Source organism: Streptomyces sp. NPDC002623 (assembly GCF_053592635.1).
The window spans coordinates 96,641-113,370 of sequence record NZ_JBSFWB010000013.1 but is presented as its reverse complement, the minus strand read 5'-3'; the positions used below and the strand labels follow the sequence as shown (position 1 = coordinate 113,370).

Genomic DNA, 16,730 nt, shown 5'->3' with positions numbered 1-16,730 from the left:
CTCCTCGCTGTGGCGCGTCTTGGTCAGTCGGTGGCATCGGTGGCATCGGTGGCGGCAGCGGCACGGGCGGCCACTATCAGCTGGCCCAGGGCCAGCCCGCCGTCGCCCGGCGGCACCAGACGGTGCCGCAGGACCGTGAAGCCGTCCTCGCGCAGCAGGGCGGCACAGGCCGAGGACAGCAGCGTGTTGGCGAACACGCCCCCCGTCAGGGCGACCGTCTCCGTTCCGTGCCGCTCACGCGCCCGCCCGCACACCCGCCGCACCAGGCCCGCGACCCCCCGATGGAACCGGGCCGCGATCAGGGCCGGTCGCACGCCCGCCCGCAGGTCGGCGACGATCGCGGCGAGCACGGGCGCCGGGTCGGCCGCCAGGGGGCCGTCCCCGTGCGAGCGCAGGCCGAAGACATACGCCGTCGTGTCCCCGGCGGGTGCGCCCAGTGCGGCGTTCTCCAGCTCGACGGCGGCCTGCGCCTCGTATCCGGACCGGTGGCACACTCCCGTGAGCGAGGACACGGCGTCGAAGAGCCGGCCCATGCTGGAGGTGGGGACGCAGTTCAGCTCGCGCTCCAACTGCCGTTCCAGGACGCGCAGTTCGTCGGGCGGGCAGACGGCCGTGCAGGCGAGGTCGGCCGACCGGTCGAGGCCGGCCGCCCGCAGATGCGCGAGCGCCATGCGGTACGGCCGGCGCACCGCCGCGTCGCCGCCGGGCAGCGGGACGTAGGCGAGATGCCCGAACCGCGTGCAGCCGTCGTAGTCCGCCAGCAGGAACTCGCCGCCCCACACGGCCCCGTCGTCACCGTGACCGGTGCCGTCGAAGGCGACGCCGATCACCTGCCGGCCGCCGTCCAGCCCGTGTTCGGCCATGGCAGCGGCGATGTGGGCGTGATGGTGCTGGACGCGTACGACGGGCCGGCCGGCCGCGTTCCGGTCGGCCCACTGTGCGGAGCGGTATCCGGGATGCCGGTCGGCCGCCAGGGCCTCGGGCCGCACCCCGGTGATGGACTCCAGCTGCGCCACCGCGCGTTCGAAGGCGACCTGGGTGCCGAGGTCGTCCATGTCGCCGATGTGCGCCGAGAGCCACGCCCGGCGGTCCGCCCCGAGGCAGAAGGCGTTCTTGAGGTCGCCGCCGACCGCGAGGGCCGGCCGGACGGGCAGCGGCAGCGTGACCGGCAGCGGTGCATAGCCGCGGGAACGGCGGATCACCAGCGGCTCCCCGTCGCACACGCGGACCACGGAGTCGTCGCAGGGGACATGGATCGGCCGGTCGTGCACGAGCCAGGCGTCGGCCAGGTGCGCGAGCCGCTCCAGCGCCTCGGCGTCGTCGATGACGATCGGCTCCCCGGAGACGTTCCCGCTGGTCATGACCAGCAGCCGAGGGCCGTCCGGGTCGCCGGGCAGGCCGAGCAACAGGTGGTGCAGGGGCGTGTAGGGCAGCATCACGCCGAGGTCGGGACTGCCGGGCGCGACGGCCGCGGCCACCTTCGACGCGCGTCGGCGCAGCAGCACGACGGGCCGGGCGGCGTCCTCGAGCAGCCGCCGTTCCTCGGGGCCGAGGCGCACCAGGTGCTCGACGTCGTCCACGCTCCTGGCCATGACCGCGAACGGCTTGTTCCCGCGCGCCTTCCTGAGCCGGAGCCGGGAGACGGCGTCGTCGTCCGAGGCGTCGCAGGCCAGGTGGTAGCCGCCCAGCCCCTTCACGGCGAGGATCGCACCGCGCGCCAGCAGCGCCCGCGCCTCGGCGACCGGGTCACCGTCCGCCCCCGCGCCGACCAGCCGCACCCTCGGCCCGCACTCAGGACAGGCGACCGGCTGTGCGTGGAAGCGCCGGTCGGCCGGATCGTCGTACTCGCGGGCGCACTCGGCGCACATCGCGAAGCCCGCCATGGTGGTGGCGGCCCGGTCGTAGGGGACGCCGGTGACGATGGTGAAGCGGGGGCCGCAGTGCGTGCAGTTGACGAAGGGGTGCCGGTACCGCCGGTCGGCCGGGTCGGCCAGCTCGGCGAGGCAGTCGGCGCAGGTGGCCGTGTCCGGGGAGACGAGCGTGCGGGCCGGGCCGTCGCCGCGCGAGGCGAGGATGGTGAACGCGTCGCCTCCCGCCGCGGCCACTTCCTGGTGGTGGACGGACTCCACCCGGGCCAGCGGGGGCGCCTGCACCGCGATCCGGTCGCAGAACTGGGCCACGGCCGCGAAACTTCCCTCCACCTCGGCGACGACGCCCTCCGGGGTGTTGGTCACATGCCCGACCAGGGCGAGTTCGGTGGCGAGGCCGTACAGGTAGGGCCGGAATCCCACGCCCTGCACCACGCCCCGGACGACGACCCGCCGACGCAGCGACGGGGTGCTCACGAGGGGACGTCGGCCAGATCGCCGCCGACCGCCTGCGGATGCGCGTGCGGGTGCGGGTGCGGGTGCGGGTGCGGCGCACGGGCCATGACCGGCTGGTGGACGGGTGCTCCCGAGGCCGCCGCGAGCGCCCGGTCGAGGACCGCGCCGACCCCCTGCCCCCGGCGTGCCGAGGTGCGGACGATCTCCACCCCAGGGTTGACCTGCTCCACGTTCGCGCGGAACGCGTGCTCGTCGAACTCGACGGCCTCGGCGATGTCGGTCTTGGTGATCACCACCAGGTGGGCGAGACCGAAGGCGGTGGGGTACTTGAGCGGCTTGTCCTCACCCTCGGTCACGGAGGCGAGGACGACCCGGAGGGTCTCCCCCAGGTCGTAGGAGGCCGGGCAGACCAGGTTTCCGACGTTCTCCACGAACAGCAGCCGGGTGTCGTCGGGCAGCCAGCCCACCAGGTGCCCGGCGAGCATGCCGGCCTCCAGATGGCACAGTCCGTCGGTGAGGACCTGTTTGACCGGGACCCCGGAACGGGCCAGCCGCGCCGCGTCGTTCTCGGTGGCGAGGTCGGCGGTCAGCGCCGCGACCGGCAGGGAGCGTTCCCGGGCCAGCAGCAGTTCGCGTTCGAGCAGCGCGGTCTTGCCGCTGCCGGGGCTGGACAGCAGGTTGACGATCGTGGTGCCGCGGGCCGCGAGGCTGCCGCGCAGCGCCTCGGCGCCGGCGTCGTTCTTCGCGAGTACGGCCTGCCGGAGGTCGACGGCACGACACATGGTTCAGCACTCCTCGGAGATCGGTTCGCGGGTGGGCGGGCGCGCCGGCGTCGGCTCGCCGTCTTCGTCCCAGCGCACCTCGACGATCTGCAGTTCCCGGCCCGCGAGCAGATCGGTCTGCGTCCCGCCGCATGCGGGACAGGTCAGCCGGGGCGGCATGCCGACGGCCCAGCCGTGCGCGCAGGACGTGCAGCGGGCCCGTCCGGGCACCGCTTCGGTGACCAGTTCGGCGCCTTCCAGCAGGGTTCCGGCACAGGCCAGCTCGAAGCAGAAGGCGAGCGAGTCGGGTACGACGCCGGCCAGTTCGCCCACCTGGAGCCGGACCGAGCGCACGGCCGTGACGTCTTCGGCCTCGGCGGCGGCCGCCTCCACCTGGTCGATCACGGCGAGCGCCACGGACATCTCGTGCATGGGTCGGTCTCTCCGTCCTCCCGGAACCGACTTCATTACAGGTGCGAGGTCCGGATCCGGCGGCCAGGCACGCCGTGACCGGTCGGGTGGGTACGCCGTTCGCCCCACCCGACCCCTGGTTCACATCCGTCGGATCCGCAGATAGCGCCGGACGTCGGGGAGCACCTCGACGACCACGACGGCCACGACCAGGGCCGCCCCACCAGCGATGATCTTCTTCATCCGTCTCTCCTCAGGTCGAGGCCCCATCGGTGGAGGCCTGCGCCACGGGCGGCGCTGCGCCGTCCCGCAGCAGCTCTTCGATCAGCCGCACGGCCTCGGGCACGGCGTCCGACACCGGGGCGCTGAGGCCGATGCCCTCCGCCACCGAGGCCGGCTCGCAGCCGACGATCAGGACGCGCCGCGGCGGCTCGCCGCCGGTCCCGGCGCAGAGGGTGTCCAGCAGCGCCAGGACGGCGTCGGGGGTCATGCGGTGGCCGTCGATCGCGGGTGCGGCGCCTTCGGCGGTGTCGCCGGGGCCGTCGTGCTCGATCAGGTACAGGGTGCCGGGGGTCTCGCCGCGTGCGGTGGCGTCCACGAGGACGAGGGTGTCGTAGCCGTCCAGGAGCTGGTAGGCGAGGTGCACCCCGCGCACGCCGATGTCCACGACCTCGACGTGCGGCGGCAGTCCCGCCTCGGTCAGCTGCCGTTCGGTCAGCCGGCGGGCGGTCTCGACGCCGAAGCCGTCGTCGCCGAGGAAGATGTTGCCGATGCCGGCCACGAGGGTCCGGGTCATGGCCGGTCCTCCAGGGGGAGGATCTCGTCCGGCTGGAAGTAGAGGTAGCGGCCCTGTTCGCGGCGGATGTCGGCGCCCGGGTCGCCCTCGACGGTGACCGCCAGGTGCACCGTGCCGTCGACGTCGTGCAGCACCGCCTCGACGGTCGCGGCGCGCCCCTGGAGGAACAGGTCCTGCGCGTCGGTGTGGCGCAGACCGGGCCGCAGCTCGACGCGGCTGCCCTTGCCCACCGGCCGGCCGTCCACCACGACCGTGTCCTGGTCGGGGTCGAAGCCCGCGTCGCTCGCCGGGTCCCACCAGGGGGTGTCGGGGCGCTGTACCCCGTGCTCGTCGGGGAAGCCGGGCGTCGTCTCCCCGGTCTCCCCGGTGACCTCCCGCAGGCTCCGCACCGCGCCGTGCAGGCGTTCCAGGACCTCCGGCGGCATCGAGTCCGCGAGGTCGATCACCGCGGCGGCCCGCTCGTCGGTGCCCCGGGCCTCGCGCTTCTCCTCGTCGGTGAGGGCGGCGGTGCGCAGCGCGAGGATCTCGTCGATCTCGGTGGCGTCGTAGAGCGCGCCCGGGCTCTCGGGGGCGATGGCCGGGTGGTCCTCCAGGATGATCGGCGAGGAGAGCACGAGGTCGGCGCGGCCGGGTTCGCCCGCGAGCACGGGCCAGGTGTGCAGGTTGCGGCACGCGGCGGCGGCGCCCTTCGCCCACTCGGGGGGATCGGTCATCGACAGGAAGGATCCGGCGCTGAGCGCCATGAGGAGGTGCGCGGACACCAGGGAGTGCGGCAGCGCCGCGTCCCGGTCGGCGCCGCGTCCCTCGGGAGCCGTCCAGTCGCTGGTGTTCTCCAGGACCGCGGTCAGCCGCAGGGTCCGGTAGGGGCCGTCGAGTTCGCGGGCGGACAGCCTGATCCGCCCGCTGATCTCCTCGCACCGCCGCAGCAGTCGGCCGACGGTGCGGCCGGCGGCGTCCAGGACCGGTTGGGCGTCCTCCCGGGCGGGTCGTCGGAAGGGGTGCGTGACGCCATCGCCGAGGAGGTCCGCCACCTGGGCCACGACCTCGACGCGCTCCTCGCCGCCCTCGTCCCAGGGCACCAACACCCGGTCGTCGAGGTGGAGTTCGGGGACCGTCTCGTAGTCGCCGTCCGCGCGGATCCGCTGCACGGTGCGCCGCCGGGCGTGCAGGAAGCGTGCCTCGACCGCGAGGGTCGCGCCCGCCTTCGGTTCCATCAGGCACTCGGTGTACTGGAAGTCGTGCTCCTCGCACTCGGCGCCCCAGCCGGGCGGCACGAGCACCCCGAACTGCCAACGCAGCCGGTTCTTGGCCGCCGAGGCACGGTACGGGTAGAGCACGTAGCCCTCGAAGAGCACGGCGTCGGCCACCTGCCGGGCGAGGGCGAACCGCTCCTCCGTCTCGGGGGCGAACGCGGTCACGGTCACGGGTCGGTCCTTCCGGTGAGCGCACGGAACGGGTCGCGCACGGACGGGTCGGCGTTGTCCAGCAGCACCTTCAGCGTCGCCTCCCAGGAGGGCAGCGCGTGCCGGGAGCGGTAGGCGAGGAGGGCGTCCATGGTGTCGCTCGGGAGTCGGATCCAGCCGCAGCCGGGGAAGTGCTGTTCGAGCATCTCCCGCCAGACGGTGACCGGCATCCGGAAGGTCGCCTCCCGGTCCCATGGGACGGGCTCGACCTGGAAGCCGCCGGTTCCGGTGAACGCCGTGCCGGAGAAGAGCATCAGCAGCGGGACCTCGCCGTCGGTGAGGGCGGTGAGGTAACGGGTCGCGGCGATGTCCATGTCGTAGGTGCAGGGGACGACGAGGTCGGCGTCGGTCTCTCCGGTGAAGCTGGGGACCATCACCGACACCTGCGCGAACTGCACCGGCTGGAGTGTGCTGCCCCAGCGGGAGCGTTCGCCGAACAGGTCGCTGAGGCCGTCGGCCTCGGCGGGCGCGTAACCGCGACGGGCGGGTTCGATCCGGAACTGGCAGCGCAGCGCGAGGGCGTGCACGGGGGCGTTCCCGGAGGCCGTGACACGCAGCCGGAAGACAAGGGTCGGGCCGGCCGCGTACCGGTCGGCGCGGACCCCGGTGCAGGCGAAGGAGAACTCGGTCACGGCCGGACCGCCTCCTCCACCGGTCGGGCCTGCCGCCGGACGTCGTCGAAGAAGGCGTCCAGCGCGGCCCGGGCCTCGGCCCCGCCGTCGAAGCCCTGCCACAACAGCCGCATGCGGCCGACGAGTTCGTAGCAGATGTCGATCGGGACGAGATGGCACTCGATCCGGCCCTCGGCGCGACGCAGGAGCAGGGCCTCGACATCCGGTTCGAGGAGCTCTGCGAGCCGGCTGCCGCCGAGGACCTCGGTCCAGGTGGCCGGTTCGAGTTCGCTCTCGGTGGCGCCGGCCGGACTCGGGTAGAGGGCGACCAGCCGGTCGAGGGCGGCGTTGCGGAAGAAGAAGGCGACGCCGACCGGGATCTGGAGGGCGTCCCACGCACCGTCGTCGAGGCGGTGGGACGGGTCGGTCAGATACCGGTTCGGGACCGCGCGGAAGCGGCCCGCGGCGGCGCCGGGCGCCTCCATCAGCAGCGCGCAGGCGGTGCAGGCGCAGGCGAGGGCGCGTTTCTCGGTGTCGACGAGGTGGCGGTGGTCGTCCGGCACCGCCGCCGCGCACAGTTCGCACCGTTCGGGTCGCGGCGGGCGGTCGACGAGGAATCTGCGCAGGCCCAGCGCGTTCATCGGCTCCCCACCGGACCGGAACCGATCTGGAGCAGCGCGGGCGCCGATTCCACGACTACCTCCGTGACCTCCGGCGCGAAGCAGGCGAGGGCGGCCCGCGCGGCCTCCTGGGCGTCCGCTCCGGAGCCGCATCCGCAGCCGCCGGCGGCCCGTGAGCGCAGCCGCAGGGCGCCGCTCGCCGTGTCGAAGTCCACGGCCTCCAGGCCGTGTTCGCGCACGCTGTCGAGGGCCCGGGCGATCCGGGCGTCGCGGTCCTCGGGGTGCAGGTCGTGCAGGACGAGCAGGCTCGCGACCAGTTCGTCGCCGAGCAGCGTTCCCGGAATGCCCCCGGGCGCGGCGGACAGCAGTTGGAGGACGCGGGCGAGGCCGGAGCCGTAGAAGTCCATGAGGGACCGGACGAGTTCCTCGGCGGCGGCCGCCGCGGCCGGGTCGCCGCTCGCGGCCAGCCGGTCCAGGACCTCCTCGATCCGGCGCCCGGTCTGCTCGGCGTTCGCCGGCCGGGCCGCCGCCGATGTGCTCGCGCTCATCCGCCGAGTCCGCTCAGGCCGGTGGGCACGTGCATGGACTTCACGGTCTTGCCGCCGCCGACGTACATGTGGACGCCGCAGGGCAGACAGGGGTCGAAGCTGCGGACGGCGCGCATGATGTCGATGCCCTTGAAGTTCTCCGGGGTGTTCTCCTCGAAGATCGGGGTGTTCTGCACGGCGTCCTCGTAGGGGCCGGGCGTGCCGTAGGAGTCCCGGACGCTGGCGTTCCACGGGGTGGGCGGGTACGGGTGGTAGTTGGCGATCTTGCCGTCGCGGATCACCATGTGGTGGGAGAGGACGCCGCGGACCGCCTCGGTGAAGCCGACGCCGAGCCCCTCGTCCGGGACCTCGAACTTCTCCCAGGTCTGGGTGCGTCCGGCGCGGACCTCCGCCAGGCCCTTCTCGGCGCAGTGCAGGGCGACGGCGGCGGCGTACGCCTGGAAGTAGGTGCGGGCGCGGTTGCGCTCCAGCGCGTTGGACCACTTCGGGATCTTCCACTCGAAGGTGGTCTCCGGCTTGGTCATGGTGCGCGGCAGGTTGATGACCACGCTGTGGCCGGTGGCCTTGACGTACCCGATGTCGACGAGCCCGGACAGGGCGGTGGACCACAGGCGGGCGATGGGGCCGCCGCCGGTGTCCAGCGCGAGGTGGTCCTTGCCGTCGAACCAGCGCGGGGACATGACCCAGCTGTACTTGTCGTCGAAGTTCCGCTTCTGCGGGGCGGGGATGGTGTGCTGGTTCCACGGGTGGCGCGGGTCGACGGGGTTGCCGAGCGGGTCGTGGGTGACGAACTGCTCCTGGCCCTCCCAGTCGTCGTAGTAGGAGCTGCCCAGCAGGATGCGGATGCCTAGGTTGATCTCGGTGAGGTCGTTGGTGACGAGCTTGCCGTCGACGATGACACCGGGCGTGACGAACATCCGCCGGCCCCAGTCGGTCATGTTGGCGTAGGTGAAGTCGCAGTACTCGGGGTCGTTGAGGGCGCCCCAGCAGCCGAGCAGGACGCGGCGGCGGCCGACCTCCTCGTAGCCGGGCAGGGCCTCGTAGAAGAAGTCGAACAGGTCGTCGTGCAGGGGGACGACGCGCTTCATGAACTCGACGTACCGCATCAGACGGCTCGTGTAGTCGGTGAAGAGCTGCACGGAGGCGACCGTGCCGACGCCGCCCGGGTAGAGCGTGGAGGGGTGCACATGGCGGCCCTCCATCAGGCAGAACATCTCGCGCGTGTACCGGCTGACCTGGAGCGCCTCGCGGTAGAACTCCCCTTCGAGGGGGTTCAGGGAGCGCATGATGTCGGCGATCGTGCGGTAGCCGTGCTCGGCGGCGTGCGGGGCCTCGGTGCGCTCGGCGAGTTCGAGGACGCCGGGGTTGGTCTCCCGGACCATCTTCTCGCAGTAGTCGACCCCGACCAGGTTCTCCTGGAAGATGTTGTGGTCGAACATGTACTCCGCGGACTCGCCGAGGTTGATGATCCACTCACCAAGGTGCGGGGGCTTCACGCCGTACGCCATGTTCTGCGCGTACACCGAGCAGGTGGCGTGGTTGTCGCCGCAGATCCCGCAGATGCGGCTGGTGATGAAGTGCGCGTCGCGGGGGTCCTTGCCGCGCATGAAGACGCTGTAGCCGCGGAAGACCGACGAGGTGCTGTAGCACTCCGCGACCCGCTTCTGCTTGAAGTCGATCTTCGTGTGGATGCCCAGGCTGCCCACGATCCGGGTGATCGGGTCCCAGGACATCTCCACCAGGCCGCTGCCGTCGCCGGCCGCCTTCGTCCTTGCCATCGTCTTTGCCGTGCCCTTCGTTGCGGGGGGTATCGGGTGTGGGGGTGCCCGAAGCAGAAGCGGGTCAGGGTCGGATGTTCCGGTGCGTCGGAGTTCCGGTGCGTCGGGTGCTCAGGTGCGGTGGCGGGTCACCAGGGGGGCCGGTAGCCGGTGGTGATCTTCTCGCCGGTGCGGCGCCACTTGGGCTCCTTGTCCAGCGTCTTCGCCGTGATCGACCGCATCCGTCGGATCACGGCGCCGTAGGCGCCGCTGGCGGTGGTGGAGACCCTGGCGCCGGGGGGTTCGTCCATGAACGGCATGAACTTGTCGGGGAAGCCGGGCATGGTGCAGGCGATGCAGATGCCGCCGACGTTCGGACAGCCGCCGATGCCGTTCATCCAGCCGCGCTTGGGCACGTTGCACTTGACGACCGGACCCCAACAGCCGATCTTGACCAGGCACTTCGGCGAGTCGTACGTCGTCGCGAACTCGCCCTGCTCGTAGTAGCCGGCGCGGTCGCAGCCCTCGTGGACGGTGTTCCCGAACAGCCAGGTCGGGCGCAGCTTGTCGTCCAGCGGGATCATCGGGGCGGAGCCGGCCGCCTGGTAGAGCAGGTAGGTGAGCGTCTCGGCGAAGTTGTCGGGCTGGATCGGGCAGCCGGGGACGCACACGATCGGGATGCCGGCCTTGGACTTCCACTCCCAGCCGAGGTAGTCCGGCACGCCCATGGCGCCGGTCGGGTTGCCCGCCATGGCGTGGATGCCGCCGTAGGTGGCGCAGGTGCCGATGGCGACCACGGCCAGCGCCTTCGGCGCGAGGCGGTCGATCCACTCGCTGGTGGTGATCGGCTGGCCGGTCTCCGGGTTGTCGCCGAAGCCGCACCAGTAACCCTCCGGCTTGATCGCCTCGTTGGGGACGGACCCCTCGACGACCAGCACGAACGGATCGATCTCGCCGCGCTCGCCCTTGAAGAACCACTCGATGAACGTGTCCGCGCCGCCGACCGGACCGCACTCGAAGTCGATCAGCGGCCAGTGCACGGCGATCTTCGGCAGCCCTGGCAGCACACCGAGGACGATCTCCTCGATGCTCGGCTGCATGGCCGCCGTCAGCGCGACCGAGTCACCGTCGCAGCTCAGCCCCGCGTTGATCCAGAGGATGTGGATCGTGGGTGTCTCTTCGGCCGTCTTCGGCGCCGCCTCAGTCATGGGATCGCCTCCCGGGGAGGTATGGGATCAAGGCGAGCATTCGCCCTAAATGTTCTGCGGAGTCCTACATGTTTCTTCGTATCAGCCGTTCGGCCGCGACGAGACGCCATGGGGGGCCGTTCCGGTGAATCCGACGGCGGACGGCCCCCGAGTGGTTTAGGCGAGATGCGGCGGGGTGTGCCGGGGACGCTCCTTGCGGACGAAGGCCCGGCGCAGGGCGTGGTACGGGGCGTCCGGGTCGTCGAAGGTCTGCCGCATCCGGGCCAGCTCACGCTCCCGGAACCCGGCGAGCGGGGCCGCGCTCTCCCGCAGCTCCAGCTCCCGCTTCTTCGCGGCGATCCGGGCCTCCGTCGCGGGCAGCCCCGCCAGATACGCGGCCAGGCGGCGGACGTCCGCGGCGAACGCGTCGGGGTCGGCGTCCACCACCAGGTCGACGAGCCCCAGCTCCTCGGCGCGCGCCGAGCTCACCGGCAGCATGTCCCGCATGAGCCGTTCGGCCACCGCCGGACCGACCCTGCGGGGCAGGGTGTACGTCCAGTACTCCGAGCCGTACAGGCCCATCAGGCCGTAGTGGGGGTTCCACACGGCCCCGGAGCGGCACCACACCTCGTCCGCCGCCAGGGCGAGCATCGCCCCGCCGGCCGCGGCGTTGCCCGCGACGGCGGCCACGACGAGGCGGTCCGTGGTGGTCAGCACCGCCTCGACGAGGTCGTCCATGGCGTCGATGTTGGCCCAGGACTCGGCACCGGGGTCGGCGGCGGCCTCGATGACGTTGAGGTGGATCCCGTTGGAGAAGAAGTCGCGCTCACCCCCGAGGACCAGGACCGAGGTGGGGCGGGCGCAGGCCTCCCGGTAGGCGCGCAGGAGGCGGCGGCACTGCTCGGCGCTCATGGCGCCGCCCGGGAAGGAGAACGAGAGGCAGCCGACGCTCCCGTCCTCCCGGTAGCGGATGTCGGTCCACCCGGGGTCCCCCGCGTCGGGCAGCGGGGGCGGGGCGTGCTCCGGCAGGGGCGGCAGCCGGTCGCCCAGCGCCTGCACGGCGGGGAGCCTGAACGTGGGCGGCCGCCCGGGCAGCCGGCGCGGCCTCAGCTCGGGGATCCACACCGCGCCGTCCGTGGTGGCCCGGCAGATCGCCCCGGCCCGGGTGGCCAGCAGTTCGCCCGGGCTGCCGCGCAGCACGCCCTCGGGGTGGCCGCCGTGCAGATACCATTCGCCGCCGAGCAGCACGTCGAGCACCCCGGGCTGTGAGTCCGCGGCCCGCAGCTTGCGCACGACGGTCCGGGTGGAGTCCTCGGCCCAGTCGATGCGCCGGACGCTCTGGTCGAGGTAGGGGCGGACGCGCAGGAGGCCGTCCTGGGCGCACAGCTCGCTCTGTCGGCGCGGCACATGGGTCCCGCCGGCGAAGCGGTCCACGGCGAGGAGGACGGCTTCGAGGGCGGCGTCGGCGATCTCGCCCCGATACAGGTCGCTCTTGGCGACCGGGGGCACCCGGCACGCCACACAGGCCCATACGTCGCCCGCGTCCATCTCCCCGTCGGCCTGCAGAACCGTGACGCCCCACGCGTCGACGCCCTCGTGGATCGCCCAGTCCAGCGAGGAGGGTCCGCGGTCGCCCACCGGCCCCGGATGCACCACGAGGCAGGTGTACGCCGTCCACACCTCCTCGGGGATCGCCGTCCTCAGTATCGGCGCCACGACGAGCTGTGGGTCGTGCCGCCGGACGGCAGCCGGCAGCGAGCCGTCGGGGAGGGCGAGTTCCACCGCCACGCGGTGGCCGCGGTCGCGGAGCTCGGCGTGGACACGCTGGGTGAGGCTGTTGAACGCGCCGGCCACGAGCAGGATGTGCACAGCTGTCTCCAGGCGGACGAGGGGCACGCCGGGACGCCCCGGCCGACTGCGATCCTCTGGTGCGCCGGGCGACCGCCGCCGCCGACAGACGGTGAGGTCATCCGAAAGCAGGCCTCGCTCCGCCGTCCGGCCTCACCGCCCTGCCGATGTCCTGGTCAGCGTGGCCACAGGCCGCTGACGACCCGCTCCCAGCGGGAGCGGGTGGCGCCGAACCGGGTCTCGTGCGTCCAGGTGTGGGTGCAGGAGGGGCATTGCAGATGCAGCAGGCTGCCGGTGTTGGAGAGCAGATAGCGCCAGTGCGTGGAGCAGCTGCGGCCGTCGGCGCACGGGACGCAGCCCTGCCGGTCGTCGCAGTTCGGGCAGGCGACCCAGGCGCGACGGCCGATGTCGGCCTGCGGATCAAGGGGCAGCATGGCCGTCCCCTCGCGGGGGGAGCACGCCGGCCTCGACCAGCTCGTCGTAGACGCGCTGCTGGCCCGCGTCGAGGCCGGAGTACAGCAGCGCGTAGGCCTCCTGCTCGCCGCGCAGGGCCTCGCCGGGATCCCAGTCGGGGCCCAGGGCATCCAGCACATGGGCGCGCCGGAGCATTTCGTGCGCGCTCAGATCGATGGCGAAATCGGAGGACATGCGACCGAACGTAGGTAACCCTTCCTCGCTTGGGCAAGAGCGGGTGGGAGAAGTCACAGCCCGGAGCACCTCGGCCGAATCTCAGCGCAACCTTCGGGTCAATCCGGTTGTCTCAGTAGATATCCGACAGACACAGCTTCGGGGGAGATCATGGTACGAACCAGAATCGTCTGGGCGACCGCCGCCCTGCTGACCGCCACGCTGGCCGTGGCCGCAGCCCCGGCCGTGGCCGCGCCGACCACCGCGACCCGGGCCGCCGCCGCCTGCCCGACCGGCTGGGGCAGCCTCGACAAGACGTCCTTCGCAGGCACGTCGACGCCGGTGACGAACGTCAGGACCGGCCGCCACGACTGCTACGACCGGTTCGTCATCGACGTCCCCGGCACGAGCAGCGCCGAGCTCGGCTACTCGGTGGGCTACGTCGACCAGCTCTACCAGGACGGATCCGGCCGACCTATCGCCGTCGGCGGCGGCGCCGTCATCGAGGTCCGGGTGAACGCGCCCGCCTACAACGTCGAGACCGGCGCCTCCACCTATCCCGGGAGGGTCGCCCAGCCCCTGCCGGGCGTGAACCTCACCGGGTACGCCACGTTCCGGGACACCCGTTACGCCGGCAGTTTCGAGGGCGTGACGCAGTTCGGGCTCGGCGTCCGCGCGCGGCTGCCCTTCCAGGTGCTGCGGCTGCCCGGCCATGTCGTGGTGGACGTGGCCCACTCCTGGTGACACCTCCGGGCCGCGATGTCCTGCGTGGGGACATCGCGGCCGAGTCCTCGTAGGCTGACGGTCGCCGCTCGCGTTCCCGCCACCCCCCACAGAGGACCGGATGCCGACCAACGGATTCGCCAGACTTGTCAAGTACCTGACAGCACCTGCCGTGCTTCTCGCTCTCCTGGCCCCGGCGCCGGCCGCCGGGGCCGCCGACGCGCCGGCCCAGGCCGCTCCCCCGGCCGCCGACGCCGACACCTGGCAGCCGCCCCTGTCCACCCGCGGCCGCTACATCGTCGACGCCCGGGGGAACCGGTTCCGGCTGAAGTCGGCCAACTGGGACGGCGCGCAGGGCTCGTGGACGGGAAGCGGCAGCACGGCCGACCCCGCCAACCACCACGCCGGCCAGAACTCCTACGGCATACCCCTCGGCCTGGACCGCGCCCCGCTGCCGCAGTTGCTCGCCGACTTCCACGCGCTCGGCATCAACAGCATCCGGCTGCCGTTCTCCAACGAGATGATCCACGCGACGGCCGCGGTGCCGGACGCCGCCGTCACGGCCAACCCGCAACTGCGCGGCCGGACGCCCCTGCAGATCTACGACGCCGTCGTGGCCGCCCTCACCCAGGACGGGTTCGCGGTCGTCCTCAACAACCACACCAACACCTCCCGTTGGTGCTGCGGCATCGACGGCAACGAACGCTGGAACAGCGGTCAGACCACCGCGCGGTGGGCCGACGACTGGGTCTTCATGGCCCGCCGCTACGCCGCAGATCCCCGGGTCGTGGGCGCCGACCTCTACAACGAGGTGCGCCGTGACATCCTGGACGACCCCAACTGGGGCCTGGGCGACGACCACGACTGGTACGCCGCGGCCCAACTCGCCGCGGACCGCATCCTCACCGAGGCCAACCCCGCTCTCCTGATCGTCGTCGAGGGAATCAACTGGACCGGGCTGCCCGTGGACGGGCTGCCGCACGAACGCCCCACTCTCGCCCCCGTGCGCACGCTCTCGCACACCCTGGTGGACACGCACAAGCTGGTCTACTCCGCCCACTTCTACGGCTACACCGGTCCCCGGCACAGCGGCGCCACCGGGATCGGCGAGACCCACGATCCCCGCTACCAGGACCTGACCCGCGACCAGCTGTACCAGGTCCTCACCGACCAGGCCTTCTTCGTCACGGCCGACGGACAGCACTACACGGCGCCCGTGTGGATCAGCGAGTTCGGCGTCGGCGGCAATGAGACGGGCGCCGCGGCCCGCACCTGGTTCGGCGACCTCACCGACTACTTCGCCGACCACGACGCCGACTTCGCCTACTGGCCCCTGGTCGGCTGGGAGGGCCACGACGACTGGGCGCTGCTGCGCTACGACACGGCCGGGCGACGGTACGGCATCCTCGACCAGGGCGACTGGCGCGGCACGGCCTGGAGCCGTCTGACGACGTCCCCTTCGCTCACCGGGCCCGTCGCGCCGACGGCTGTCCGCCGCATGCTCGCCACCGACCACGGCGACTCCGTGCAGTCGCTGCGGGTACGGGCCGGCGGGGACTGGGATCCGGGGGCGTCCAAGGCCGCCTGCCCCGACGGCCTGCGGTTGACCGGCCTCAGCCACACCGGCGGCCGCGGACTGTGCACCGACGAGACGGGCGGCGACCTGCGCGCCCCGGGCAACGCCCAGACCGTCGTCACCGACGAGCGTCACGTCCCGTCGGGCGGCGACTGGGCCGGCGGCTACACCAAACTCCAGTGCCCCTCCGGGCAGTTCCTCATCGGCTACAGCCGCCGCGGCGAGCGGGTGTCGGCGGCGCTCTGCGCGCCCGCCCGAACTCCGCTGGGCGGCGCCGGACGCACCGTCTGGTTCGACCGGTCCGACAACCGGCCGGCCGACGGCGGCGGGGACTTCGCCCAAGGCCGCTACAAGGGTCAGTGCGCCGCCGACGAGTACGCCGCCGGCATCGCCTTCACCACCCGCCTCGGCAGTACCCCCGGCCCCGCCGCCCTGTTGTGCGCCCCGCTACGGCCCTGACAGAGCCCGTCCGTCCCCGAACCTGCCCGTAAGTGTCCGCAATCGGTAACAGGCGGATCCCGCGCGGCACTTTCGTCGTCCTGACAGCTGCACGGGATCAACCACCAGGACGAGGACAGGGCTGACATGGCGCGACATGGCGGGCGGGGATGGCACGGCCGAGTACTCGCGGCGGCGATCGGGGTGACGGCGATGGCCGCCGTCACCTCTGTCTGGACCGCGCAGGCCGGATCCGTCGGCGGGTCGCAGACGGGAGCGGGCGCCGCCGCCGGCCCTTCGGCGCCGGCCGCCGCCCGCGCCCTGGCGGCGGTGTCGGTGGAGATCGCCCACGCCTCGGACCAGGGCGCGCGGGGCGTCAACATCACCATCGACGACGGGCCGGACCCGGGCTGGACACCGCAGGTCCTTCAGGTGCTGCGGGAGAACGGCGTCAAGGCGACGTTCTGCATGGTCGGCACCCAGGCCCAGGCCCACCCGGACCTGGTCAAGGCGGTGGTGGCGGACGGGCACCGGCTGTGCGACCACACGGTCTCGCACGACACCACCATGGACACCAAGTCCGAGTCCTACCAGTCGCAGCAGATCCTGGACGCCGAACGCATGATCACCGAGGCCTCCGGCGGTGTCCGGCCGATGTACTACCGGGCGCCGGGCGGTGCCTTCACCCCTTACAGCCGCACCCTGGCCGCCTCTCGCGGGATGCGTCCGCTGGGCTGGAACGTCGACACCAAGGACTTCGAACGGCCCGGCGCCGACGCCATCGTGGCCACCGTGCAGAGCGAGGTGTCCAACGGTCCGACCATCCTCTTCCACGACGCCGGCGGGGACCGCTCGCAGACCGTCACCGCCCTGCGCGAGGTGCTGCCGTGGCTGAAGGAGCAGGGGTACTCGTTCGGCTTCCCGGTGCGCTGAGGAACGACTCGCCCGGGACGCGTCGTGGGCACCGCCTGGGCTCCTGAGGGCCGTTGCGCCACTATGGGAGGACGGATCAGGAATCGCACCAGGGGGAGGGGCGGTCG

Annotated in this window: 17 protein-coding genes; 3 read left to right on the top strand and 14 right to left on the bottom strand. The window is 72.5% G+C overall.

Annotation, left to right across the window (positions count from 1 at the left end):
- Positions 1-23: 23 nt before the first annotated feature.
- From hypF to ACWD4O_RS24190, 14 genes are all read right to left on the bottom strand, one after another.
- Positions 24-2,345 (bottom strand): carbamoyltransferase HypF, encoded by a 2,322-nt coding sequence (gene hypF / locus ACWD4O_RS24255; RefSeq protein ID WP_451282742.1) that lies wholly within the window; start codon positions 2,343-2,345, stop codon positions 24-26.
- Positions 2,342-3,106, bottom strand: coding sequence for a hydrogenase nickel incorporation protein HypB (hypB, locus tag ACWD4O_RS24250; RefSeq protein ID WP_451282740.1), 765 nt, complete (start codon positions 3,104-3,106; stop codon positions 2,342-2,344). Before hypB ends, hypF begins: the two co-directional genes overlap by 4 nt.
- Positions 3,107-3,109: 3 nt before the next feature.
- Positions 3,110-3,517 carry a hydrogenase maturation nickel metallochaperone HypA gene (gene hypA / locus ACWD4O_RS24245; protein WP_451282738.1) on the bottom strand — a complete coding sequence of 136 codons (408 nt, stop codon included), beginning with the start codon at positions 3,515-3,517 and terminating at the stop codon, positions 3,110-3,112.
- Positions 3,518-3,637: 120 nt separating this feature from the next.
- A complete protein-coding gene (locus tag ACWD4O_RS24240) occupies positions 3,638-3,739 on the bottom strand; it encodes a DUF6893 family small protein (protein WP_398424685.1) in 102 nt (33 codons plus the stop codon).
- A 10-nt stretch (positions 3,740-3,749) separates the two neighbouring features.
- Positions 3,750-4,292, bottom strand: coding sequence for a hydrogenase maturation protease (locus ACWD4O_RS24235; protein ID WP_451282736.1), 543 nt, complete (start codon positions 4,290-4,292; stop codon positions 3,750-3,752).
- Entirely contained in the window at positions 4,289-5,716 is a 1,428-nt protein-coding gene (locus tag ACWD4O_RS24230; protein ID WP_451282734.1) for a hypothetical protein, read from the bottom strand. Before ACWD4O_RS24230 ends, ACWD4O_RS24235 begins: the two co-directional genes overlap by 4 nt.
- A complete protein-coding gene (locus ACWD4O_RS24225; protein ID WP_451282732.1) occupies positions 5,713-6,387 on the bottom strand; it encodes a DUF6084 family protein in 675 nt (224 codons plus the stop codon). Before ACWD4O_RS24225 ends, ACWD4O_RS24230 begins: the two co-directional genes overlap by 4 nt.
- Complete coding sequence (locus ACWD4O_RS24220) at positions 6,384-7,007, bottom strand: DUF5947 family protein (RefSeq protein WP_451282730.1); 624 nt, start codon at positions 7,005-7,007, stop codon at positions 6,384-6,386. The genes ACWD4O_RS24225 and ACWD4O_RS24220 overlap by 4 nt, the downstream gene beginning before the upstream one ends.
- On the bottom strand, positions 7,004-7,534 hold the full coding sequence (locus tag ACWD4O_RS24215; protein WP_451282728.1) for a hypothetical protein: 531 nt from the start codon (positions 7,532-7,534) through the stop codon (positions 7,004-7,006). Before ACWD4O_RS24215 ends, ACWD4O_RS24220 begins: the two co-directional genes overlap by 4 nt.
- Positions 7,531-9,312: a nickel-dependent hydrogenase large subunit gene (locus ACWD4O_RS24210; protein WP_450947588.1), complete on the bottom strand. Its 1,782-nt coding sequence runs from the start codon at positions 9,310-9,312 to the stop codon at positions 7,531-7,533. Before ACWD4O_RS24210 ends, ACWD4O_RS24215 begins: the two co-directional genes overlap by 4 nt.
- A gap of 128 nt (positions 9,313-9,440) precedes the next feature.
- Complete coding sequence (locus ACWD4O_RS24205) at positions 9,441-10,499, bottom strand: NADH-quinone oxidoreductase subunit B family protein (protein WP_451282726.1); 1,059 nt, start codon at positions 10,497-10,499, stop codon at positions 9,441-9,443.
- A gap of 156 nt (positions 10,500-10,655) precedes the next feature.
- Entirely contained in the window at positions 10,656-12,347 is a 1,692-nt protein-coding gene (locus ACWD4O_RS24200) for a hydrogenase maturation protein (RefSeq protein WP_451282940.1), read from the bottom strand.
- Between the two features lie 155 nt (positions 12,348-12,502).
- Complete coding sequence (locus ACWD4O_RS24195) at positions 12,503-12,760, bottom strand: hypothetical protein (protein ID WP_451282724.1); 258 nt, start codon at positions 12,758-12,760, stop codon at positions 12,503-12,505.
- A complete protein-coding gene (locus ACWD4O_RS24190) occupies positions 12,747-12,974 on the bottom strand; it encodes a DUF6400 family protein (protein ID WP_451282722.1) in 228 nt (75 codons plus the stop codon). Before ACWD4O_RS24190 ends, ACWD4O_RS24195 begins: the two co-directional genes overlap by 14 nt.
- 150 nt (positions 12,975-13,124) lie before the next feature.
- Between ACWD4O_RS24190 and ACWD4O_RS24185 the strand changes: the two genes are divergently transcribed.
- From ACWD4O_RS24185 to ACWD4O_RS24175, 3 genes are all read left to right on the top strand, one after another.
- Positions 13,125-13,697, top strand: coding sequence for an AMIN-like domain-containing (lipo)protein (locus tag ACWD4O_RS24185; RefSeq protein WP_451282720.1), 573 nt, complete (start codon positions 13,125-13,127; stop codon positions 13,695-13,697).
- A gap of 100 nt (positions 13,698-13,797) precedes the next feature.
- A complete protein-coding gene (locus tag ACWD4O_RS24180) occupies positions 13,798-15,711 on the top strand; it encodes a glycoside hydrolase family 5 protein (protein ID WP_451282718.1) in 1,914 nt (637 codons plus the stop codon).
- Between the two features lie 126 nt (positions 15,712-15,837).
- Positions 15,838-16,623 carry a polysaccharide deacetylase family protein gene (locus ACWD4O_RS24175; protein WP_451282717.1) on the top strand — a complete coding sequence of 262 codons (786 nt, stop codon included), beginning with the start codon at positions 15,838-15,840 and terminating at the stop codon, positions 16,621-16,623.
- Positions 16,624-16,730: the final 107 nt, after the last annotated feature.